Genomic DNA, 21,107 nt, shown 5'->3' with positions numbered 1-21,107 from the left:
GGCCCTTCTTCATGCCTGCCGCGGTCAGAACCCGATCGCGGCCTGGTAGCGCGGCTTGTGCCCTGTGCGGATCCCGGTGACGCTCGGCTTGTTCTCGTACACGCCGGCGCCCCAGTTGCCCTCGACGAGCACCGGACCTTCAGGCGTGACCACGACATCCCAGCCGACGTACTGGATCTGCGGTACGACGCGCGCGACCTGGTCGACGAACTCGCGGACCTCGTCCATCATCGGCAGCTGGAAGTCGGCGATCGGGAAGCCGGAGTCCGGGTGCGTGACGTGCACGTGGCCGTGAGAGTCGTATCCGGATCCCACAGAGTGACCGTTCTCGTCGAGCATCGTGTAGAAGCCGCCGAAGCTCATCTGGTCGCTCACCGCTCCGCGTCCGAACTTCTGGGCCATCGCGAGGATGTGCGTCTTCTCGCCATCGAAGAATGCGGTGATGCGGGTGGTGTTCACGGTGCCGGGGCACACGGCCGCGAGGTCGGCGTGCTGGCGGATGACCTCTTCGACGAGGACCTGCTTCTTCGAGAGCAGCTCGGCGTGGAACGCATCCCAGTCGGTCACGTCGGCGGCGTGGTAGCGGTGGACACCCGTGCCCGCCTGGCCGTGCGTCTCCTTCACGACGATCGTGCCCTGGCGCTCGGTGAATGAACGCAGCTCGTCCGCGTTGCCCTGCGTGATGAGCATCCACTCCCTCTTGAGGAAGGCATCGAAGACGGCGTTGAACTCTGCCTTGTCATGGAACAGGTGCCGATAGTCGGGGTGGTCGTACTTCTGCGAGATCTCGTTCGACACGGGGTGGGTCATGAACGTGTCGCGCTCCGCCTTGGTGAGGATCGCGAAGTCGTAGTCGATGTAGTCCTGGAACCCGACGTTGTGGCGGCCCGCTGACCACAGCATGTCGACGACCACGAGGGGAACGGCCTTGCCGTGCTGAGAAGACGCCTCTTTGGCCCTCTCGATGACCGAGGCGACGTCGATGCGGCGAGCACGCGCCAGCAGATAGCGGACGCGGGGCGCGAGGGAAAAGCGTGACATGGATCTCCAAGTTCGGGGTCCTCTCCAGTCTACGGTGGGTGCGTGGGGCATCCTGAGAAGGCGGAGCTAGGCTGGAAGCGTGTGTGAGAAGACATCCAGCTCCCGCCCGCGCGCGATGATCTCGCGGTCGGCGCTCGCGGTCGCATCCGCTGCCGCCGTCGATGCAGGGGGACGCGTCGCCGACCTCCGCCGCGATGCCTGGGGGCATGGGGTGCTCTCCGTCGCACACGCGGTGGTCGCCGCCGGTGCGGAGGCCGTGCTGGTCGACCATGCCGAGGAGGTCGAGGCCCTGGCTCTCGAAGGCATCGACGCCGTGACGACCGGCGCACCGGATATCGACCCCTTCCTGCTCTACGGGCTCCCCGATGCGGAGGGAGCACTGAGCGCGAGGCCGGTCATGCGGCTCGTCGGCAGAGTGCTCTCCACGAAGCCGCTCAGGGCCGGAGACGCGGTCTCCTACGGCTACACCCATCGAGTGGCCCATGACACGACGGCCGCACTCATCACCGGCGGCTACGCCCAGGGGATCGTGCGCGCGCTGGGCAATGCCGCCCACGTGGAGATCGACGGTGTGCAGCGCCCGATCATCGGGCGTGTCGCGATGGATGTGTGCGTGATAGATCTGCAGGGATCCGCCGCCGTCACCGTGGGCGCCGAGGCCACCTACTTCGGAGGTCGCGGGCCGGCCGCTCCCGGGCTCGCCCGATGGAGCGCCGTCACCGGACTCACGATCGCCGAGCTCGTCACCGTCGCGGGTGCACACGCGGAGCGGGGGTGGGAGGCATGAGTCGGCCGGAGCTGCGGATCGACACCGACCTGTTCCGAGCGAACATCCGCGCGGTCCGCGATCGCATCGCCCCGTCGGAGCTCATGGTCGTCCTCAAGGACGACGCGTACGGTCACGGACTCCGGTGGGCCGTCGAGGCGGCGAAGGACACGGGCGTCGAGTGGTACGGGTCATACGACGTCCGAAGCGGGGTCGAAGCACGACGCGTGCTCGGCGACACCGGTCGGATCTTCGCGTGGGTCACCTCGACGGACGAGGAGATCGACGACGCGCTGCGCGCCGACATCGACCTCGGCGTCGGATCGGCGGAGTACCTGGCGCGCATCACCGCCAGGGCTGCGCATGCCGGCGCGCGGGCACGTATCCACCTCAAGATCGACACGGGGCTGCATCGCAACGGTCTGCTCCCGGCCGAGTGGGAGCGCACCGTCGCCGATGTGCGCGCGGGTGAAGCGGCGGGACACCTCGAGCTCGCCGGGATCTGGAGCCATCTCGCCGAGGCGAGCGACGACGAGGACGACGATGCTCAGGCCCTGTTCCTCGATGCCGTCCGTGTCGTGGAGCAGTCCGGACCGACGCCCGAGGCGCTGCACCTGACGGCATCCGCTGCGTCCTGGTGGCGGCCGGAGCTCCGCGGCTCGCTGTCGCGGATCGGGGCGTTCTGCTACGGCGTCCGCTCGGCGGAGGGACCCGACCTGCCGGGTGTCACGCCGGTGGCCGAGCTCACGGCGACGGTCCGGAAGATCGTGGACGGGAACGCTCAGGTCGGCGTCGGGTCGTTCGACGGCATCCCGTCCACTCTCGCAGGAGCAGACGTGGGCACCCCGGGCGGATCTCGCGAGCTGCTGCGGATCGACGAGACGACGTCGCTGGTCCAGGGGTGGCCGGGGATGCAGATCGGCGACTCGGTCTGGCTGTTCGGCGCGGGCGAGCACGGAGAAGCGAGTGCGACGACCCTCGCCGAGCGCGTCGACACCGTCGGCGAGGAGATACTCACCCGGCTCACGAGCCGCGTGCGCCGGGTCACCACCCCTTAACGAAGGCGGAGCCCGTCTGATGACGGGCTCCGAGGCGGATCGAACCGCGACCGATCAGTCGATCAGTCGTGCGGTCTCGTCGTGCCAGCTCGTTGCGATGCTGCGGAGCTTCTCTTCGTACTTGCGACCGTGGTGGGCGCAGAACAGGAGCTCGGATCCGTTGACCTCGGCGGCGATGTAGGCCTGAGCGCCACATGAATCACAGCGATCCATGGCGGTCAGGCGGAACTCGACGGCGGAGGTCTCACGTTCGGTCGTTGCGTTCATCTCGGGGCCTCCTTGAGTGTCGGGTTCGCTGGCTGGGCGTGTTCAATACAACCACGCTGGGGCTGTGTGCATGCCCGGTTTGCGGCGTGTTTCGCTCAGCGCGTACGTGCGGGTGCCGTACTGAGGGCTCCCGGGGAGTGTCTGCGGCTGGTGGAGAGGCATCGCGAATAGACTCGGAGATTGTGACCGCCGAGTATTCCGCCCATCATCTCCAGGTGCTCGAAGGGCTCGAGGCCGTCCGCAAGCGCCCAGGTATGTACATCGGCTCGAACGGATCCCCGGGCCTGATGCACTGCCTCTGGGAGATCATCGACAACGCCGTCGACGAGGCCGTCGCGGGCAACGGCTCGAAGATCGACATCATCCTGCATGAGGACGGCAGTGTCGAGGTCCACGACCGCGGTCGCGGCATCCCCGTCGACGTCGAACCGCGCACCGGTCTCACCGGCGTCGAGGTCGTCTTCACGAAGCTGCATGCCGGCGGCAAGTTCGGTGGAGGCTCTTACGCGGCATCCGGTGGTCTGCACGGTGTGGGCGCCTCTGTGGTGAACGCCCTCTCGGAGCGGCTCGACGTCGAGGTAGACCGAGGTGGCAAGACCTATGCCATGTCGTTCCATCGCGGCGAGCCCGGACTCTTCGCCGACAAGGGTGAGAAGCGGCCGGACGCTCCGTTCACCCCGTTCCAGGACAAGAGCGAGCTGCGGGTCGTCGGCAAGGCGCCGCGCGGCACGAGCGGAACACGTATCCGCTATTGGGCGGATCACCAGATCTTCACGAAGGATGCCGCGTTCCAGCTCAACGACCTGGTGACTCGCGCACGTCAGACGGCGTTCCTCGTCCCAGGGCTGGAACTCGTGATCCGCGACGAGCGCGCGGCCAACGGCGCCGAGGTCGAGGGCCAGCCGATCGAGACGTCCTACCGGTACGACGGCGGCATCTCGGAGTTCGTCGAGTACCTCGCGAACGACGCTCCCGTCACCGACACCTGGCGCATCCAGGGCGAAGGCACGTTCAAAGAGACAGTGCCGGTGCTGCAGGCCGACGGCCACATGATCGCCACAGAGGTCGAGCGCGTCTGCGCCGTCGACATCGCGATGCGGTGGGGCACCGGCTACGACACGACCACGCGGTCGTTCGTCAACATCATCGCGACCCCCAAGGGCGGCACCCACCAGCAGGGCTTCGAGCAGGAGCTGCTCAAGGTGCTGCGCTCGCAGGTCGAGCAGAACGCACGTCGATTGAAGGTCGGCAGCAACGACAAGCTCGAGAAGGACGACGTCCTCGCCGGGCTCACCGCGGTGCTCACGGTGAACGTCCCCGAGCCGCAGTTCGAGGGCCAGACGAAGGAGATCCTCGGCACCCCGGCCGTGCGTCAGATCGTGGCCCAGGTGCTCCGGAAGGATCTCGGCGCCCGATTCAGCTCGACGAAGCGCGACGACAAGAGCCAGTCGACGCAGCTGCTCGACAAGGTGGTCGCGGAGATGAAGGCACGAGTCTCCGCTCGTGCCCACAAGGAGACCCAGCGCCGAAAGAACGCGCTCGAGTCCTCGACCCTTCCGACCAAGCTGGTCGACTGCCGCACGAACGAGGTGGAGCGCAGCGAGCTGTTCATCGTCGAGGGAGACTCCGCGCTCGGCACAGCGAAGAACGCACGGAACAGCGAGTTCCAGGCGCTGCTGCCCATTCGCGGAAAGATCCTCAACGTCCAGAAGGCGTCGGTCGGCGACATGCTGTCGAACGCCGAGTGCGCATCGATCATCCAGGTGATCGGTGCGGGCTCCGGCCGCAGCTTCGACATCGACGCCGCGCGGTACGGCAAGGTCATCCTGATGAGCGACGCCGATGTCGACGGCGCGCACATCCGCACGCTCCTGCTCACGCTGTTCTATCGCTACATGCGGCCGCTCATCGAGCATGGCCGCGTGTTCGCCGCGGTGCCGCCGCTGCACCGCGTGATCGTGATGAATCCGGGCTCCAAGCCCAACGAGACCATCTACACCTACAGCGAGCAGGAGATGCACGCCCTTCTCGCCAAGCTCCGCAAGTCGGGCAAGCGGTGGCACGAGCCGATTCAGCGTTACAAGGGACTCGGCGAGATGGACGCGGAGCAGCTCGCCACGACCACCATGGAACGCGGCGGCCGCCTGCTGCGCCGGGTGCGCATGGAGGATGCCGAGGCGGCGGGTCGCGTGTTCGAGCTGCTGATGGGCAACGAGGTCGCGCCTCGACGTGAGTTCATCATCGATTCGTCCGATCGCCTCTCCCGGGAATCGATCGACGCCTGATCGGTCAGCGCCTCAGCGCCAGAGCCGCGCGGTAGACGTCGAGCAGCGCGTCGCGGTGGGCGTTCGGCAAGCGGCGTGGAACAGCGCTCAGACCAGAGTGCGGCCGATGCTCCCGATCACGCCGTCCACCGGCTGACCCGATGCGTCGCGTCGTGCGCCGGGTGCGGGGAGCTTGCGCACCGCACCCGTCGGATCGACGGCCTGCGCCGGGCTCGGCCCGACCCAGGCGACCATGAGGCGGTCCTCGCCCTTCAGGAAGGCGTGGGCACGGACTCCGCCGGTCGCTCGGCCCTTCGAGGGATACTCCGCGAACGAGGTCACCTTGGCACGTCCCGGTTCGGTACCGGGCAGGCTGCTGTCGGAACCGGAGACCGTGGCGACGACGGCATCGGCATCCGGAGTGACAGCGCCGAAGAACAGCACGGACGCGCCGGCCCCCAGCTTCATGCCCGCCATGCCGCCGGCCGGTGCTCCCTGCGGGCGCACCGCTGAGGCCGAGAAGCGCAGCAGCTGGGCATCCGTGGTCACGAACACGAGGTCTGCGTCATCCTGAGCCTCGACAGCACCCACGACCGTGTCGCCGGGCTTCATGCCGATGACCTCGAGGTCGGGACGCACGGGGAGCGTGGAGGGAACGATCCGCTTGACTGTGCCCTGGGCCGTGCCGAGGGCGATCGGGACGTCGCTGTCGAAGCGCACGAACGCGAGGATCCGCTCTCCGCGGGTGGTGATCCCGAGGTAGTCGCGCAGCGGCGCGCCTGCCGCGAGCTGCACGGAAGACGACGGTACCGACGGCAGATCGACGGGGGAGAAGCGCAGCACGCGCCCTTCCGTCGTCAGTGCACCGATCTCCGCGCGCACCGTCGTGTCGACGGTGGTCAGGATCGCGTCGTGCTTGCTCCGTCGGGCCGGCAGCGTGAGCTCCTGCCCCTCGGCGAGGTCCACGCGCACGGCGCGTCCGGTCGTCGACAGCACGAGCACGGTGGGAGCATCGGCGATCTGCAGGTCGACGGCACCCTTCGTCGCGCGCGGCTTCGGGGGCGCGGCGTTCATCAGGAGCGTACGGCGAGGAGTGCCGTAGGCCTCGGCTGCGGCATCCAACTCCTGTGCGACCACTGCGCGCAGCAGGGCCTCGCTCGACAGGAGATCGCGGAGTCTGGCGATCTCGGCGAGCAGCGCGTCGCGCTCGGTCTCGAGCTCGATGCGCGAGAACTTCGTCAGACGCCGCAGGCGCAGCTCGAGGATGTACTCCGCCTGCAGTTCGCTGAGGTCGAAGACGGACCGCAGTCGTGCGCGCGCCTGCTCGGAGTCGTCGGAGGAGCGGATGACCTGTATGACCTCGTCGATGTCGAGGATCGCGATGAGGAGCCCCTCGACGAGGTGCAGACGCTCTTCGCGGCGAGCGAGGCGATAGCGGCTGCGGCGCGTGATGACCTCGAGCCGGTGCGCGACATAGACGCGCAGCATCTCCTTGAGCCCGAGGGTGCGCGGCTGGCCGTCGACCAGAGCCACGTTGTTGATGCTGAAGGAATCCTCGAGAGGCGTGAGCCGGTAGAGCTGCTCGAGGACGGCGTTGGGGTCGAACCCGGTCTTGATGCCGATTGCGACGCGCAGGCCGTGGTTGCGGTCGGTGAGGTCGGTCACGTCGCTGATGCCCTGCAGCTTCTTCGACTGGACGGCGTCACGGATCTTCTCGATCAGTCGCTCCGGCCCGACCATGTACGGCAGCTCGGATACGACGATGCCGGTGCGCCGCGGGCCGAGTGGCTCGACCGACACCTTGCCGCGCACCTTCAATGCGCCGCGTCCGGTCGCGTATGCGTCCTTGACTCCGTCGAGACCCATCAGGATGCCGCCCGAGGGGAAGTCCGGTCCGGGGACGAACTCCATGAGCTCTTCGGTCGTCGCGTCGGGATTCTCGAGCAGGTGGGTGGCGGCGGCGACGACCTCGATCAGGTTGTGCGGTGCCATGTTGGTCGCCATGCCGACGGCGATACCGCTCGCTCCGTTGACGAGCAGGTTCGGGAAAGCTGCGGGCAGCACGGACGGCTGCTGGAACTGGCCGTCGTAGTTCGGGATGAAATCGACGACGTCCTCGTCGAGGTTCTCGGTGAGCGCCATCGCGGGGGAGGCAAGACGCGCCTCGGTGTAGCGCGCAGCCGCGGGACCGTCGTCGAGCGAGCCGAAGTTGCCGTGTCCGTCGACCAGCGGCACGCGCAGCGCCCACTCCTGGGCGAGGCGCACGAGGGCGTCGTAGATCGCCGAGTCGCCGTGCGGGTGCAGCTTTCCCATGACCTCGCCCACGACGCGGGCGCTCTTGACGTGACCGCGGTCGGGACGGAGGCCCATCTCGGCCATCTGATACAGGATGCGTCGCTGTACGGGCTTCAGGCCGTCGCGAGCGTCGGGCAGAGCCCGCGAGTAGATCACCGAGTAGGCGTACTCGAGGAAGGAACCCTGCATCTCTGTCTCGAGATCGATGTCCTGGATACGCTCAGGGGCGAGCTCGGCAGGCGGGGTCTTCGGCATGGGCATCCTGAATGGTGCGAGGCTGAGGGCGTACGGGAGCCTGTGTCAGACTGGCTCGGATGTCCCTCATTCTACCGTCCGAGTCGCCGGCAGCCCGGAGCGTCGTCGGGGTGGCGGACGACGTGTTCGCCGCTCTGCGCGGTGAGTCCGCGACCCTGCCGCGGGCTGAGTCCGTCGTCCTCGTGCTCATCGACGGCCTCGGCGCCATCAGTCTGCGCGCCCATGCCGGCCACGCCAGAGCGCTCACCGCCGGCATGGCGAAGAAGGATGTCGCCCATTCGGTCTTCCCGTCGACCACCGCGGCGGCTCTCACCAGCATCCTCACGGGTACATGGCCCGGCCAGCATGGACTGGTCGGCTACCGGGTCCTCGATCCCGACAGGGACGTGCTGGTCAACCAGCTCACGGGCTGGGAATCGGAAGGTCTCGATCCGGCGACGTGGCAGGCGGCTCCGACGGTCTTCGAGCGCGCCAGGTCAGAGGGTCGTCCGACCTTCGCCGTCGGCGTCGCGGCGTACGCGGGGAGCGGGTTCACCCGTGCGACGCTGCGCGGTGCCGACTTCGTCGCCGCCCAGACACCCGCCGAGCGAGTGGAGGCCGCATACGACCTCGCGGAGCGCCACCCGGGCTCGCTCGTCTACTGCTACCTGCCCGAGGCCGATAAGGCGGGGCACAGATACGGCCTCGACTCCGTGCACTGGATCGCCGCGCTCGAGGAGATCGACGCCGCGCTCTCACGACGTGTGCCGCCGGGTGTCGGTGTGCTCGTGACGTCGGACCACGGCATGCTCGACGTGCCGGCGCACCGGCAGATCGTTCTCGAGGCAGAGCACCTCGAGGGAGTTCGCCATCTCGGTGGGGAACCGCGGATGCTGCACGTCTTTGTCGAACCGGATGCCGACGCATCTGCGGTCGCCGAGCGGTGGGTTCGTGACCTCGACGGCGTCGCTGATGTCGGAACCCGGGATCAGGCGATCGCGGCGGGGTTGTTCGGCCCGGAGGTGACCGAGGCGGCCTCGTCGCGGATCGGCGATGTCCTCGTCGTGGCCCGGGGCAACGGTGCCGTCTACGACGGCACGGCTGCAGACCAGCGCGGCCGTGGAATGATCGGACAGCACGGGGGGCTGACTCCGGAAGAGCGTCAGGTTCCGCTGCTCAGGTTCGGAGCCTTCGCGCGCTGAGTTCTCGCACTCGTGCCGGGTGCCGGTCTACTCGTCGGTGCGGGCCCCGAAGACGATCTCGTCCCACGACGGCATCGCGTTGCGGCGTCGACGGCGACCGTTGCCCTCGTTCGCGGGCTCCGGTGCGGGCTCCGGCTCGTCACTTTCCGCAGGAACGCTCTCGAAGGCGTCGAACAGCGCGATCGGACTCTGGTCCGTGTTCTCGTCGTCCGGCTCGTCGAGGATCGGTGCGGTCTCGCGCTGACCCCGCCGGCGTCGCAACGCCTCGAGCAGGTCGGCGGTCTCGGGGCTCGTCGTCGCGGACTCCGGCGCGCGCTTGATCGCGGCGTCCTGCGCCGCTGCCATCGAGCGCTCTGGGGCGATGCTGTCGTCGACCTCGGCTTCGGGCGCCGGGAGCAGACGTGGCCCGAATGCGCCGGAGTCGAAACGGCTGTCGTCCTTGTAGGGCGATGCCTGCCGCTCGGCCTCGACGGCGCGCAGTCGCGGGATGAGTCCGTCCGGCAGCGAGCCCTGGCGAGACAGCTGGGTCGCATCGGCGTTGAGCGGTGCGAGGGCGCTGCGGCGGGGGTCGAAGCTCCAGCGAGCGTCGTGCTCGACCTCGTTGGCGGTGAACTCGAGCTTGATGATCCAGCCGCTCTCGTCCTTCCAGCTCGCCCAGCGCTCGGCAGAGGCCTCGACCTCTGACAGCTTGGCTCGGATCGCGGTGCCGAAAGTCGGTTGAGCGTCGGGCTCGACATCGCTGCCGATCAGGACGGGTACGGCGAGCGCCTGGCCGATGACGTGCTCGCGCTCGGCGAGAACGGGTCCTTCGAAGCGGATGACGTCGTCGACGCCGATGCCGAGGAGGGCCGCGACCTCGGGCGCCGTGAGACCGGCGCGGATCTGAGCCTGGATGTCGCGCGGGCTCGCCGCGAGACGCTGAGCAGCCGGCTCGCTCTGTCGCGTCGCCCGACGGATCTCTCGGTGCAGGACGTCGTCGATGGGCAGCGCGAACCGCTCGCCCGACTCGGTCGCGAGTACGAGCAGTCCTGCTTCTGTGCCGACGATGGTGACGTTTTCCATGCGAATGCCCCTCTGATGGGTGTGCGTTCATGGTGTCACGCGGGGCCGCTCAGAACCGGGAATAGTCTGGGCGTGCCGTGAGTTTGGTCTGTCGCAGCCGCGGGCATTTGCTTATTCCTCCGCGGTCATGCAAACTATGGCCGCCGATTACCCCGACGGCGCACCACCCACTCGCATGAAAGTGGAGATTTACCACATGGCAACCGACTACGACGCTCCCCGCAAGAGTGAAGACGACTCCGAGTCGATCGAAGCCCTCAAGGAGCGTGTGCCGGACAAGCTCTCCGGCTCATCGGGAGACGAAGACGCGGACAACCCGTCCAGCTTCGACCTCCCGGGAGCGGATCTCTCCGACCTCGAGCTCGATGTCGTCGTGCTGCCCGCGCAGCAGGACGAGTTCACCTGCATGAACTGCTTCCTCGTGAAGCACCGTTCTCAGCTCGACCACGAGGGCGCATCCGGCCCCATCTGCAAGGAGTGCGCCGCCTGAGCGCACCATAGAGCGAGATCTCACGCGCCCCCGACCTCTTGGTCAGGGGCGCGTCGTCTTTCCGGCCTTGAGCGGCGTGATCGATCCCGCAGCGTGCTCAGGCGGGCGGCGTGGTCAGCGCTGGGCGGCGACGATCGCGGCGGCCAGCCGATCGGGCGTGCGCGACGAGATGGTCCAGGTGTCGACGGGATCGTCGGGGTCGATGTTCGGAACGACGACGATGCCGTCTACCCCGCCCCGGATCAGATGCCAGCCTCGCGCCGGAAGCCCCGGTCCTCGAGCCTGGCGCGCCTCTTCGCCGTTCAGCGCCCGTGGTGTGCCGAGGTGTCGGACGTCGATGTGCGCTCGACCGGCCCGCAGCACATCGCCGTCGACCGAGACGGGCGGGGCGAGTGCGAGGAAGGCGATCACGAGGAGAGCCGAGACCGCTGCGCCGACGACCAGGGCGATGGTCGAGCCGACGGGCACGAAGATGAGCGCCACCATGGGGCCCGCCAGAGCGACCGTCACCAGCAGCCACAGGCTGGGGGACAGTCTCTCGCGGTAGTGGATCCGCGCGTCAGGAGCGATGTTCTGCATTAGCCTCGTGGGGTGACTGATTCCGTTGATGTCCCCATTATCGCCTCTGTGGTGCCCGGCTACGCCCACCCCGGTGATGCGGGCGCCGATCTCGTCGCCGCCGAGGCCGTCCACCTGGCACCCGGCGAGCGGGCGCTCGTGGCCACCGGAGTGCGCATCGCCCTGCCCGAGGGATACGCCGCCTTCGTGGTGCCGCGCAGCGGACTCGCGGCCAAGCACGGGATCTCGATCGTCAACTCGCCCGGCACGGTGGATGCCGGCTATCGCGGTGAGATCAAGGTGAGCCTGATCAACACCGACATCCACAGCGCGTACGATGTCGCCGTCGGCGATCGCATCGCGCAACTGATCGTGATGCCCGTGACCCGAGCCGTGTTCATCCCGGTCGAGGAGCTGCCAGAGAGCGTCCGCGGCGAGGGTGGCTTCGGCTCGACGGGCTACCAGGCAGGATCCCATTCCCCTTCGGCAGGACAGACCAATGACTGACAACAACGCGACTCCTTCGAAGTCCGCACCGGACGACCGGGCGACACAGGGCCCGTTCGACGACTCCGAGGCGAACCCCGTCCGGCCCTACATCGATCTCGGCGGCATCAAGATCCTTCCGCGCGAGGGCCTCAACCTTCGGCTCGAGGTCGAAGAGCAGTCCAAGCGCATCGTGGCCGTCGGGCTCGACTACGCCGATTCGTCCCTGCAGGTGCAGCCTTTCGCGGCACCGCGCTCGGGCGGCCTCTGGGACGAGACCCGGGTGCAGCTGCGTGATCAGGTGCGCACCCAGGGCGGCCGGGTCGAGGAGCGCGACGGTCCCCTCGGCAAGGAGCTCCTCGCCGAGGTTCCCGCGGCGGCCAACGAGGGATCCGAGCTGCGCCTCGCGCGCTTCATCGGCATCGACGGGCCCCGCTGGTTCCTTCGTGGGGTCATCGGCGGAGCCGCGGCATCCGATCTCGAAGCGGCCGCCAAGGTCGAGGATCTCTTCCGGTCGATCGTCGTCGTGCGCGGTGGCGCTCCGATGCCGCCGCGCGACCTGATCCCGCTGAAGATGCCCGCGACTCCCGGCTCCGCGTGACCACCCCGGCCCCGGAGCCCGAGCGCGAGCAGAGCGCGTCGGACATCGTCGGCGCGGCTCTCGGCGGCGCCGCTCGCCGAGCGGGTCTCGACCCGAACGAGAGCGGCGCGACGCACCGTGTGGTGTGGTCCGCGATCGGCGGATGGCGCGGCATCCTCGAGTCCGTCCTTCCGAGCCTCGCGTTCGTCATCCTCTTCACCATCCGCCCCGAGCCGCTGATCGTTCCTCTGGGCGTGTCGGTCGGGCTCGCCGCGGTGTTCACCGTCGTGCGGCTGATCCAGAAGTCACCCCCGTCTGCGGCCATCGGCGGTCTCGTGGCCGCCGCAGCCGCGGCTGCGCTCGCGCTGTGGACGGGCCGCGGCGAAGACAACTTCGTCCCCGGTCTCATCACCAACGCCCTCTATGGCACCGGCATGCTGGTGTCGGCGCTGATCGGCTGGTCGCTGATCGGTCTCGCGGTCGGTTTTCTGATGGGGGAGGGCACCGCATGGCGGCGCGACCGTCGCAAGCGTCGTGCCTTCCTGTGGCTCGGCGTGGCCTGGGCCGCTCTGTTCTTCGCACGTCTCGCAGTGCAGTTGCCGCTGTACCTCGCCGGAGACGTCACCGCGCTCGGCACGCTGAAGCTGATCATGGGCCTGCCGCTGTTCGCGCCGCTGATCGCCGTCACCTGGCTCGTCGTGCGCGCGCTGTATCCGCGCGGCGCCGATGCCGACAAGGCCGCTCAGCCGTGATAGATTTATCTTGACATCAAGATAAATTGCAGGCTTTCGCCTGAGGGCTGAGCGGAGCAGACTGGTTAGGTCTGCCTTGCTAGCCGCAGGGGCTCGCTGGCGAGCAAGATGGAGGCGCCTGTCGCTCCCATCCGAATAGAAGGAGACGGATTCGTGTCCACGGTGAACAGCTTCGGTGCCAAGAGCACCCTGACGGTCGGCAGCACCGACTACGAGATCTTCCGCATCGACACGGTGCCCGGTTTCGACAAGCTCCCTTTCAGTCTGAAGGTCCTCCTCGAGAACCTGCTTCGCACCGAGGACGGCGCGAATGTGACCAAGGCGCAGATCGAAGCACTGGGTTCGTGGGATGCCGCGGCTGAGCCGAGCACCGAGATCCAGTTCACGCCGGCCCGTGTGGTCATGCAGGACTTCACCGGTGTTCCCTGCATCGTCGACCTCGCCACCATGCGCGAGGCCGTCACGGCGCTGGGTGGCGACGCGAACAAGATCAACCCGCTCTCGCCCGCCGAGATGGTCATCGACCACTCGGTGATCGCCGACCTCTTCGGTTCCGAGAACGCCCTCGAGCGCAACGTCGAGATCGAGTACGAGCGCAACGGCGAGCGGTACCAGTTCCTTCGCTGGGGCCAGACGGCATTCAGCGACTTCAAGGTCGTTCCCCCCGGAACCGGCATCGTGCACCAGGTGAACATCGAGCACCTGGCCAAGGTCATCTACGACCGTGACGTCGACGGAGTGCTGCGCGCCTACCCCGACACCTGCGTCGGCACCGACTCGCACACCACGATGGTCAACGGCCTGGGTGTGCTCGGGTGGGGCGTCGGCGGCATCGAGGCCGAGGCCGCGATGCTCGGCCAGCCCGTGTCGATGCTCATCCCGCGCGTCGTCGGATTCAAGCTCTCCGGCGAGATCCCGGCCGGCGTCACGGCCACGGACGTCGTGCTGACGATCACCGACCTGCTGCGCAAGCACGGAGTCGTCGGCAAGTTCGTCGAGTTCTACGGTGAGGGCGTGGCATCCGTGCCGCTGGCCAACCGCGCGACGATCGGCAACATGTCGCCCGAGTTCGGTTCGACGGCGGCGATCTTCCCGATCGACGACGTGACCCTCGACTACCTGCGTCTGACCGGCCGCAGCGACGAGGCCGTCGCGCTGGTCGAGGCGTACGCGAAGACCCAGAAGCTCTGGCACGACGCATCGCAGGAGCCCGTCTTCAGCGAGTACCTCGAGCTCGACCTCGGCACTGTGGTGCCGTCGATCGCCGGCCCGAAGCGCCCGCAGGACCGCATCCTCCTCTCCGAGGCGAAGTCGCAGTTCGAGCAGGACATCCTGGCCTACGCCGCACCGTCGACCTCGGACGACGTCGTCGACCTCGAGTCGAAGCACTCGTTCCCCGCCTCCGACCCGGGCAATGCGCCCGGTGAAGAAGAGCCGCGCACCACCCGGCCCGTGCACATCAACAGCGGCGCACCGGCGAACGCGTCGAAGCCCGTGCCGGTCACCACTCCGTCGGGGGAGAAGTACATCCTCGACAACGGTGCAGTGACTCTCGCGGCGATCACCTCGTGCACCAACACCTCGAACCCCTCGGTGATGATCGCCGCAGGTCTCGTCGCCCGCAAGGCGCTCGAGAAGGGCCTGAAGCAGAAGCCCTGGGTCAAGACCACCCTCGGCCCCGGCTCGAAGGTCGTCACCGACTACTACGAGAAGTCCGGACTCGACAAGGACCTCGAGGGCCTCGGCTTCTACACCGTCGGCTACGGCTGCACCATCTGCATCGGAAACTCGGGTCCGCTGATCGAAGAGGTCTCCGCGGCCATCAACGATCACGACCTCGCCGTGACCGCCGTGCTCTCGGGCAACCGCAACTTCGAGGGCCGCATCAGCCCCGACGTGAAGATGAACTACCTCGCGAGCCCGCCGCTCGTGATCGCCTACGCCCTCGCGGGGTCGATGCACTTCGACTTCGAGAACGATGCGCTCGGCAAGGGATCCGACGGCAACGACGTGTTCCTCAAGGACATCTGGCCGACGCCCGACGAGGTGCAGGAGATCGTCGATTCCTCGATCTCGCGTGAGCAGTTCATCAAGCAGTACGCGACCGTCTTCGACGGTGACGAGCGCTGGCGCAGCCTGCCCACCCCGGACGACGACATCTTCCAGTGGGACGAGAACTCGACGTACGTGCGCAAGGCTCCGTACTTCGACGGCATGACGATGGAGCTCACCCCGGTGCGCGACATCGAGGGCGCCCGCGTAATGGCGACTCTGGGCGACTCGGTCACGACCGACCACATCTCGCCCGCCGGCAACATCAAGCCCGGCACCCCCGCGGCGCAGTACCTCATGGAGCACGGGGTCGACCGCAAGGACTTCAACTCCTTCGGATCGCGTCGCGGCAACCACGAGGTCATGATCCGCGGCACGTTCGCGAACATCCGCCTGAAGAACCTGATGGTCTCGGCTGTCAACGACGGCCAGGTCGTCGAGGGTGGCTACACCCGCGACTTCACCCAGCCCGGTGGACCGCAGTCGTACATCTACGACGCGAGCATGAACTACCAGGAGCAGGGCACGCCCCTCGTCATCTTCGGTGGCAAGGAGTACGGTTCGGGATCGTCGCGCGACTGGGCGGCGAAGGGCACGAGCCTCCTCGGCGTCAAGGCGGTCATCACCGAGAGCTTCGAGCGCATCCACCGCTCGAACCTGATCGGAATGGGCGTCGTCCCGCTGCAGTTCCCGGCCGGTGAGAGCTGGGAGTCCCTGGGTCTCGACGGCACCGAGATCGTCTCGATCTCCGGTCTCGAGGAGCTCAACAACGGCGTGACCCCGAAGACGGTTCGCGTCACGGCCACGCCGAGCGAGAACTCGCCCGAGGGCAAGCAGGTCGTCGAGTTCGACGCGGTCGTCCGCATCGACACCCCCGGTGAGGCGGATTACTACCGCAACGGCGGCATCCTGCAGTACGTGCTGCGTTCGCTGGTCTGATCGCACGATCGGAAAGGGCTCGGTTCCTCGGAACCGGGCCCTTTCCGCGTGCCGGGGGCGGTGTCAAGGGGGAGTCGCTCTCCGAGCTTTCCCGGGTGCCCGGGGTAGGATCGAGCAGGCGTCCGTACCGGAATCGGCGCCGCGAACGGTGCCTAAGAGGAGGTGCAGATGCCCATTCTTCCGAGCATCTCAGGACCCCGTGACCTCGACTCCCTGTCAGAGGATCAGCTGATCGAACTCGCCGGTGAGATCCGCGAGTTCCTCGTCGAGAACGTGTCGCGCACCGGCGGGCATCTCGGCCCCAACCTCGGTGTCGTCGAGCTCACGATCGCTCTGCACCGCGTCTTCTCGTCGCCCGACGACCCCTTCATCTTCGACACGGGGCACCAGTCCTACGTGCACAAGCTCCTCACCGGTCGCCAGGACTTCTCGTCTCTGCGAGTGCGCGGTGGACTCGCCGGGTATCCCCAGCGCGGCGAGAGCCCTCACGACGTGGTCGAGTCCTCGCACGCGTCGAGCTCGCTCAGCTGGGCCGACGGTGTGTCGCGCGCGCTGACCGCCACGGGGCGAGCCGACCGTCACGTCGTGGCCGTCGTCGGCGACGGAGCACTCACGGGCGGCATGACGTGGGAGGCGCTCAACAACATCTCCGACGACAACGATCGCAACCTCGTGATCGTCGTGAATGACAACGGTCGTTCCTACGCGCCGACCATCGGCGGCATGTCCCGGTTCCTCAACCGGGTGCGCACCGCGGCTGCGTACAAGGAGCTGCACCACAAGTCGGACCGACTCTTCCGTGCGTTCGGTCCGGTCGGCCGCGCGGTGTTCCGCGGGGTGCGCGGCGGCACCCACGGCTTCCTCTCGCGGTTCACGAACAACGAGGCGCTGTACTCGAACCTCGACATCAAGTACCTCGGCCCGGTCGACGGGCACGATCTCCCCGCCCTGCTCGAGACGCTCGAGCTGGCCAAATCGTACGGTGCGCCGGTGATCGTGCACACGATCACCGAGAAGGGCCGCGGCTACCAGCCTGCTCGCGACGATGAGGCCGACCAGTTCCATGCGGTCGGACGCATCGACCCCGCGACCGGCGAGACACTCTCTTCCAGCGGAACGGGCTGGTCCGACGTGTTCTCCGAGTCGCTCGTCGCCATCGGAGAGCGTCGAAGCGATGTCATCGCGATGACCGCAGCGATGCTGCGACCGACCGGTCTCGCGCCGTTCGCCGAGCGCTTCCCCGATCGCGTGTACGACGTGGGCATCGCCGAGCAGCACGCCGTCGCGTCGGCCGCAGGTCTCGCCTTCGGAGGTCTGCACCCCGTCGTCGCGGTCTACGCCACCTTCATGGGGCGCGCCTTCGACCAGGTGCTCATGGACGTCGCTCTGCATCGGGCGGGCGTGACCTTCGTGCTCGACCGCGCCGGCGTCACCGGCCCGGACGGTCCCAGCCACCACGGCATGTGGGATCTCGCGATGCTGCAGATCGTCCCGCACATCCGCATCGCCGCGCCCCGTGACGGAGCCCGGTTGCAGGAGGCCCTCGATGAGGCGGTGCTCGTCGACGATGCGCCGACCGTCATCCGCTTCCCGAAGGGCGACGTCGCGGCGGATCTTCCGGCCATCGAGCGGCTGCACGACGGCGTCGATGTGCTCGCCCGCGGCGAATCCGAGGATGTCCTGCTCATCGGCATCGGCCCGTTCGCCGCGCTCGCGATGGACGTCGCAGAGCGTCTGCGCGCTCAGGGCATCGGCGCCACGGTGATCGATCCGCGCTGGGCCATCCCGGTGCAGCCCTCGATCGTGAGCATGGCAGCTCGTCATCGTCTGGTCATCACCATCGAAGACGGCATCCGCGTCGGCGGCATCGGCACGCGTGTCCGGCAGGTGCTTCGCGAGGCGGGCATCGACACCGCCGTCGACGAGCTGGGGCTTCCTGACGAGTTCATCGATCACGCGTCGAGGGACCAGATCCTCGCCGACGCCGGTCTCACCGCATCGAAGATCGCGCAGGACGTCGTGTCGCAGGTGCTCGGGACTCGGATCCCCGTCGCTCGGGATGCGGGCACGAGCGGGACGGTCGATCTGCCGCTGCACGAACGCCGCTGACCGGCGTCGCCACCGCGTGACGGCGGATGACGGTCACAGACCGTTCGACCGCTGCGATCAGTTGAGAGCGTGGAGTGCGGCGACCGCCTGCGCCCCGCGATCGGTGTCCCGGAGCGCGGCCGAGAGCAGATAGCCGTCGGTGAGCGCGTCACCGGTGACCATGACGCGTACCAGCTCGACGCCGCATGCCCGACGCACCTCGTCGGCGCTGGCCGCGATCACGCGGGTGTTGATCTCGTCGTTGTGGGGCAGCTCCGCGCCCTCGAGGCCGCGGATGACGTCGCGCAGTGCGGCGCCCACGATGTTCGAGGCCCGTTCTTTGACGTTCACGACGTCGAGTTCGAACACTCGGAGATCTCGTCCGGTCGGGATCGGTCGCCACTCGAACGACGCGTGCACCCGGTGCTGATGGCCGCTCGCCCCGGTCATCTCGCGCGCGGGCAGATCCGTCGCCCTGCAGCGCACATCGATCAGTCGATACCAGTAGAACAGGGGGAACGCGCCATGCGACCCCGGATCGAGGACCACGACTTCGCCGACCGCTCCGCCACGTGAGGTGGGGCGCCGTTGCGGGCGGTTCCGGATGATCGGCTTGCCGTTCCGGGTGCGGATCGCAGCCCACCCCTCATCGACCGTGACGATGAAGATCTTCAGCAGCGCCGGCACGACCAGCAGGATCGTGAGGATCGCCGTGCCGGTCTTGAAGAGCCCCGACATTCCCTTGCCGCCCAACATCGAGAGGAGCATGTCCATGCCACCACTGTGCCCCCTCGATCGCGTTCGGAGCGCTCTCTGAGCGGCGCTGGCGAAGGTGTTCATTCGCTGTTCCGTGCTCGTTACCCGGTGTGCCGTGACGCGGATACGGTTGGCGGCGGTCGCGCGGATGCGGCGTCGTCAGGAGAACGTGGCGAGGATCGCGGCGACCTCGGATTCGACGAACGCCCTCTGCCGCTCCCGGTCGTCGTCGACGAGGCCGAGCCGGGTGCGGCGATCGAGGACGTCGTCGGCGGTCATCGCGCCCTCCGCGCGGACGGCGAAGTCGATGGTCGCTGGGGAGATGTGCCCCCGGCCCCCGCTGTCCTCGGCCCTCATCGCGGAGTCGGTGAGGCGGAGGGATACCGTGCGGCTCGCGCCGGCGTCGAGCCCCGCCGATGCCACGGCGAGGTCGACCGCATCCTCCGCCATCCGCCGGTAGGTGGTCAGCTTGCCTCCGAGGACGTTGACGAAGCCGCGCTCGGACACGCTGACCAGATGTCGACGGGAGATGTCCGCCGTCGACGCCGCACCGGTGTCGACGAGCGGCCGCAGGCCCGCGAACGATCCCCTGACCTGCGTGCGCGTGATCGGGACGGTCAGTACTCGGTTGAGGTTCGCGAGCAGGAACTCGATCTCGCCCTCGGTCGGCTCGGGGACCCGCGGAACAGGGCCCGGCGCATCTTCGTCAGTGATTCCGACGATCACGCGGCCGTGCTGCTGCGGCAGCGCGAACACAAAGCGGCTGATCGACCCCTCATGCGGAATGGTCAGTGCCGAGGACGGGTCGCCGAGATCCGCGGCATCCAGCACGATGTGCGTTCCGCGGCTGGGCCGCACGGTGATCGACTCGTCGAGGCTTCCGGCCCAGACGCCGGTGGCATTGACGACGGACCGGGCGCGCATGTCCAGACGCTCGCCCGTCAGCACGTCTTCGGCGGTCGCGCCGTCGACGCGCAGCTCGAGCGCTCGGACGCGGGTGAGGACGCGGGCGCCCAGACTGGCGGCTGTCCTGGCGACGGTCACGACCAGGCGGGCGTCGTCGATCAGCTGCCCGTCGTAGGAGAGCATCCCTCCGCGCAGCCCAGCTCCGGCGAGCGACGGGAAGAGCCGCTGTGCCGTACGCGCCGAGACGAGACGCGGCGGGGGGAGGAACCGGCGCGGCGTGCCCGCTCGCATCCGCAGCAGATCACCCAGGGCCATCCCGACCGCGCCGGCTGCGCGCTGGCGGGCCGTCAGCCCTGTCGTGAAGGGCAGCAGCTGCGGGAGAGAGCGAATGAGGTGCGGCGCGATCCTGGTCATCAGCAGGTGACGCTCGAATGCGCTCTCCTTCGCCGTGGCCACATCGCCGGTGGCGAGATAACGGAGTCCACCGTGCACCAGTTTCGAGCTGAATCGGCTGGTGCCGAACGCGAGGTCCTCGCCTTCGAGAAGAGTGACGCTCAGACCCCGCGAGGCGGCGTCGAGCGCGACACCGACCCCCGTGATGCCTCCGCCGATCACCAGAACGTCGACGGTCTGCTCCGCGGCCAGGGAGAGCTCTGCGGCCCGACGCGCGACGTTGAGGTCGGGGGAGTGCGCGGTCATGGCCGCAGGAGCCCGTCGAGGGCTGCTCGCAGCTCGCGCTCCCAAGACTCCTCAGAGAGGAGCTCCGACACCGTTCCGTGCGAGAGCACGGCCGACTGCGCGATGAGCAGCAGCATGACGGCAATCTCGTCGGGATCGCCGTGCCTCACCGATCCTCCCTGCTGCGCCGCACCGATCGCGGTCGCCAGCCACCTCAGGATGAGTCTCTGGCTCGAACCCACACGCTGCAGCGTGTAGCGGGTGAACGCCTCCGGTTCATCGGCGAGAAGCCGTCCGTACACGTCGTCGGCACGGAAGAGGGTGGAGAAGCGGAGAACATCGTCGACGAGTCCGTGTCGGCTGGTCGCGTGCGTGGGGAACTGCGCGAGGATCACCGCGACTCTGCGCAGGAGCGCTGAGCGGACGACATCGTCGGCGTCGTTCCAGCTGCGGTAGATCGTCGGCCGGCTGTGACCCGCGCGCCGAGCGAGCTCTGCGATCGTGACGCCATTCACGCCTCGTCGACCGATCAGCGCATCGGCGGCGTCGAGGATGCGCGACTGCGTGGCATCCCACTCCGGAGCGCGGTCGGACATCGCGTCGAGCACCAGTTGACGTTCTTCCATGATCTGT

The 21,107-nt window shown here is 68.1% G+C and carries 18 protein-coding genes; 10 read left to right on the top strand and 8 right to left on the bottom strand.

Annotated elements, in window-relative coordinates; translation table 11 throughout:
* Positions 1-24: 24 nt before the first annotated feature.
* Positions 25-1,041 (bottom strand): sugar-transfer associated ATP-grasp domain-containing protein, encoded by a 1,017-nt coding sequence (locus tag ASE34_RS10540; protein WP_056278812.1) that lies wholly within the window; start codon positions 1,039-1,041, stop codon positions 25-27.
* A gap of 79 nt (positions 1,042-1,120) precedes the next feature.
* On the opposite strand from ASE34_RS10540, the gene ASE34_RS10535 reads away from it, so the two are divergent.
* Together ASE34_RS10535 and ASE34_RS10530 are read left to right on the top strand one after the other, a co-directional pair.
* Entirely contained in the window at positions 1,121-1,828 is a 708-nt protein-coding gene (locus ASE34_RS10535) for an alanine racemase (protein WP_230101208.1), read from the top strand.
* Positions 1,825-2,865 (top strand): alanine racemase, encoded by a 1,041-nt coding sequence (locus ASE34_RS10530; protein ID WP_056279082.1) that lies wholly within the window; start codon positions 1,825-1,827, stop codon positions 2,863-2,865. Before ASE34_RS10535 ends, ASE34_RS10530 begins: the two co-directional genes overlap by 4 nt.
* A 54-nt stretch (positions 2,866-2,919) precedes the next feature.
* Here the strand turns inward: ASE34_RS10530 and ASE34_RS10525 are convergent, their stop codons facing one another.
* Entirely contained in the window at positions 2,920-3,132 is a 213-nt protein-coding gene (locus ASE34_RS10525) for a hypothetical protein (RefSeq protein ID WP_042540282.1), read from the bottom strand.
* 182 nt (positions 3,133-3,314) lie between these two features.
* On the opposite strand from ASE34_RS10525, the gene ASE34_RS10520 reads away from it, so the two are divergent.
* Complete coding sequence (locus ASE34_RS10520) at positions 3,315-5,417, top strand: DNA gyrase/topoisomerase IV subunit B (protein ID WP_082297819.1); 2,103 nt, start codon at positions 3,315-3,317, stop codon at positions 5,415-5,417.
* A gap of 87 nt (positions 5,418-5,504) precedes the next feature.
* Here ASE34_RS10520 and ASE34_RS10515 read toward each other — a convergent pair whose 3' ends face one another.
* Positions 5,505-7,946: a DNA topoisomerase (ATP-hydrolyzing) subunit A gene (locus ASE34_RS10515; RefSeq protein WP_082586595.1), complete on the bottom strand. Its 2,442-nt coding sequence runs from the start codon at positions 7,944-7,946 to the stop codon at positions 5,505-5,507.
* Between the two features lie 59 nt (positions 7,947-8,005).
* Here ASE34_RS10515 and ASE34_RS10510 point away from each other — a divergent pair, with 59 nt between their 5' ends.
* Entirely contained in the window at positions 8,006-9,127 is a 1,122-nt protein-coding gene (locus tag ASE34_RS10510) for an alkaline phosphatase family protein (RefSeq protein WP_056278809.1), read from the top strand.
* Positions 9,128-9,154: 27 nt separating this feature from the next.
* Here ASE34_RS10510 and sepH read toward each other — a convergent pair whose 3' ends face one another.
* Complete coding sequence (gene sepH, locus ASE34_RS10505) at positions 9,155-10,189, bottom strand: septation protein SepH (protein ID WP_053096248.1); 1,035 nt, start codon at positions 10,187-10,189, stop codon at positions 9,155-9,157.
* A 196-nt stretch (positions 10,190-10,385) separates the two neighbouring features.
* On the opposite strand from sepH, the gene ASE34_RS10500 reads away from it, so the two are divergent.
* Entirely contained in the window at positions 10,386-10,679 is a 294-nt protein-coding gene (locus ASE34_RS10500) for a DUF4193 domain-containing protein (RefSeq protein ID WP_042540214.1), read from the top strand.
* A gap of 114 nt (positions 10,680-10,793) precedes the next feature.
* Here ASE34_RS10500 and ASE34_RS10495 read toward each other — a convergent pair whose 3' ends face one another.
* A complete protein-coding gene (locus ASE34_RS10495; protein ID WP_056278808.1) occupies positions 10,794-11,258 on the bottom strand; it encodes a DUF3093 domain-containing protein in 465 nt (154 codons plus the stop codon).
* Between the two features lie 12 nt (positions 11,259-11,270).
* Between ASE34_RS10495 and dut the strand changes: the two genes are divergently transcribed.
* The 5 genes from dut to dxs all read left to right on the top strand — a co-directional run bounded on the left by dut (position 11,271) and on the right by dxs (position 18,155).
* Positions 11,271-11,744 carry a dUTP diphosphatase gene (gene dut / locus ASE34_RS10490; protein WP_056278807.1) on the top strand — a complete coding sequence of 158 codons (474 nt, stop codon included), beginning with the start codon at positions 11,271-11,273 and terminating at the stop codon, positions 11,742-11,744.
* Positions 11,737-12,324, top strand: a complete 588-nt coding sequence (locus ASE34_RS10485) for a DUF3710 domain-containing protein (RefSeq protein WP_056278806.1) — start codon at positions 11,737-11,739, stop codon at positions 12,322-12,324. Before dut ends, ASE34_RS10485 begins: the two co-directional genes overlap by 8 nt.
* Positions 12,321-13,055 carry a DUF3159 domain-containing protein gene (locus ASE34_RS10480; RefSeq protein ID WP_056278805.1) on the top strand — a complete coding sequence of 245 codons (735 nt, stop codon included), beginning with the start codon at positions 12,321-12,323 and terminating at the stop codon, positions 13,053-13,055. The genes ASE34_RS10485 and ASE34_RS10480 overlap by 4 nt, the downstream gene beginning before the upstream one ends.
* Positions 13,056-13,163: 108 nt before the next feature.
* A complete protein-coding gene (locus tag ASE34_RS10475) occupies positions 13,164-16,046 on the top strand; it encodes an aconitate hydratase (protein ID WP_171821918.1) in 2,883 nt (960 codons plus the stop codon).
* 168 nt (positions 16,047-16,214) lie between these two features.
* Positions 16,215-18,155 carry a 1-deoxy-D-xylulose-5-phosphate synthase gene (gene dxs / locus ASE34_RS10470; RefSeq protein WP_056278804.1) on the top strand — a complete coding sequence of 647 codons (1,941 nt, stop codon included), beginning with the start codon at positions 16,215-16,217 and terminating at the stop codon, positions 18,153-18,155.
* 57 nt (positions 18,156-18,212) lie between these two features.
* On the opposite strand, the gene ASE34_RS10465 is transcribed toward dxs, so the two are convergent.
* The 3 genes from ASE34_RS10465 to ASE34_RS10455 form a co-directional block, all read right to left on the bottom strand.
* Entirely contained in the window at positions 18,213-18,908 is a 696-nt protein-coding gene (locus ASE34_RS10465) for an SPFH domain-containing protein (RefSeq protein ID WP_053096235.1), read from the bottom strand.
* Between the two features lie 141 nt (positions 18,909-19,049).
* Entirely contained in the window at positions 19,050-20,495 is a 1,446-nt protein-coding gene (locus ASE34_RS10460) for a glycerol-3-phosphate dehydrogenase/oxidase (protein ID WP_056278803.1), read from the bottom strand.
* Positions 20,492-21,100, bottom strand: a complete 609-nt coding sequence (locus tag ASE34_RS10455) for a TetR/AcrR family transcriptional regulator (RefSeq protein ID WP_230101212.1) — start codon at positions 21,098-21,100, stop codon at positions 20,492-20,494. Before ASE34_RS10455 ends, ASE34_RS10460 begins: the two co-directional genes overlap by 4 nt.
* Positions 21,101-21,107 lie beyond the last annotated feature (7 nt).

Origin of the sequence: Microbacterium sp. Root280D1, from assembly GCF_001428975.1 — a bacterium.
Classification (GTDB): domain Bacteria; phylum Actinomycetota; class Actinomycetes; order Actinomycetales; family Microbacteriaceae; genus Microbacterium.
Note: the sequence above shows the minus strand (reverse complement) of the source record. Positions and strands in the feature narration are given on the sequence as shown.

Excerpts from the sequence above, each read along its gene's own strand:
- ASE34_RS10540 (WP_056278812.1), bottom strand. The coding sequence starts at position 1,041 with ATGTCACGCTTTTCCCTCGCGCCCCGCGTCCGCTATCTGCTGGCGCGT.
- ASE34_RS10530 (WP_056279082.1), top strand. The coding sequence starts at position 1,825 with ATGAGTCGGCCGGAGCTGCGGATCGACACCGACCTGTTCCGAGCGAAC.
- ASE34_RS10525 (WP_042540282.1), bottom strand. The coding sequence starts at position 3,132 with ATGAACGCAACGACCGAACGTGAGACCTCCGCCGTCGAGTTCCGCCTG.
- ASE34_RS10515 (WP_082586595.1), bottom strand. The coding sequence starts at position 7,946 with ATGCCGAAGACCCCGCCTGCCGAGCTCGCCCCTGAGCGTATCCAGGAC.
- ASE34_RS10510 (WP_056278809.1), top strand. The coding sequence starts at position 8,006 with ATGTCCCTCATTCTACCGTCCGAGTCGCCGGCAGCCCGGAGCGTCGTC.
- sepH (WP_053096248.1), bottom strand. The coding sequence starts at position 10,189 with ATGGAAAACGTCACCATCGTCGGCACAGAAGCAGGACTGCTCGTACTC.
- ASE34_RS10500 (WP_042540214.1), top strand. The coding sequence starts at position 10,386 with ATGGCAACCGACTACGACGCTCCCCGCAAGAGTGAAGACGACTCCGAG.
- ASE34_RS10495 (WP_056278808.1), bottom strand. The coding sequence starts at position 11,258 with ATGCAGAACATCGCTCCTGACGCGCGGATCCACTACCGCGAGAGACTG.
- ASE34_RS10485 (WP_056278806.1), top strand. The coding sequence starts at position 11,737 with ATGACTGACAACAACGCGACTCCTTCGAAGTCCGCACCGGACGACCGG.
- ASE34_RS10475 (WP_171821918.1), top strand. The coding sequence starts at position 13,164 with ATGGAGGCGCCTGTCGCTCCCATCCGAATAGAAGGAGACGGATTCGTG.
- dxs (WP_056278804.1), top strand. The coding sequence starts at position 16,215 with ATGCCCATTCTTCCGAGCATCTCAGGACCCCGTGACCTCGACTCCCTG.
- ASE34_RS10465 (WP_053096235.1), bottom strand. The coding sequence starts at position 18,908 with ATGGACATGCTCCTCTCGATGTTGGGCGGCAAGGGAATGTCGGGGCTC.
- ASE34_RS10460 (WP_056278803.1), bottom strand. The coding sequence starts at position 20,495 with ATGACCGCGCACTCCCCCGACCTCAACGTCGCGCGTCGGGCCGCAGAG.
- ASE34_RS10455 (WP_230101212.1), bottom strand. The coding sequence starts at position 21,100 with ATGGAAGAACGTCAACTGGTGCTCGACGCGATGTCCGACCGCGCTCCG.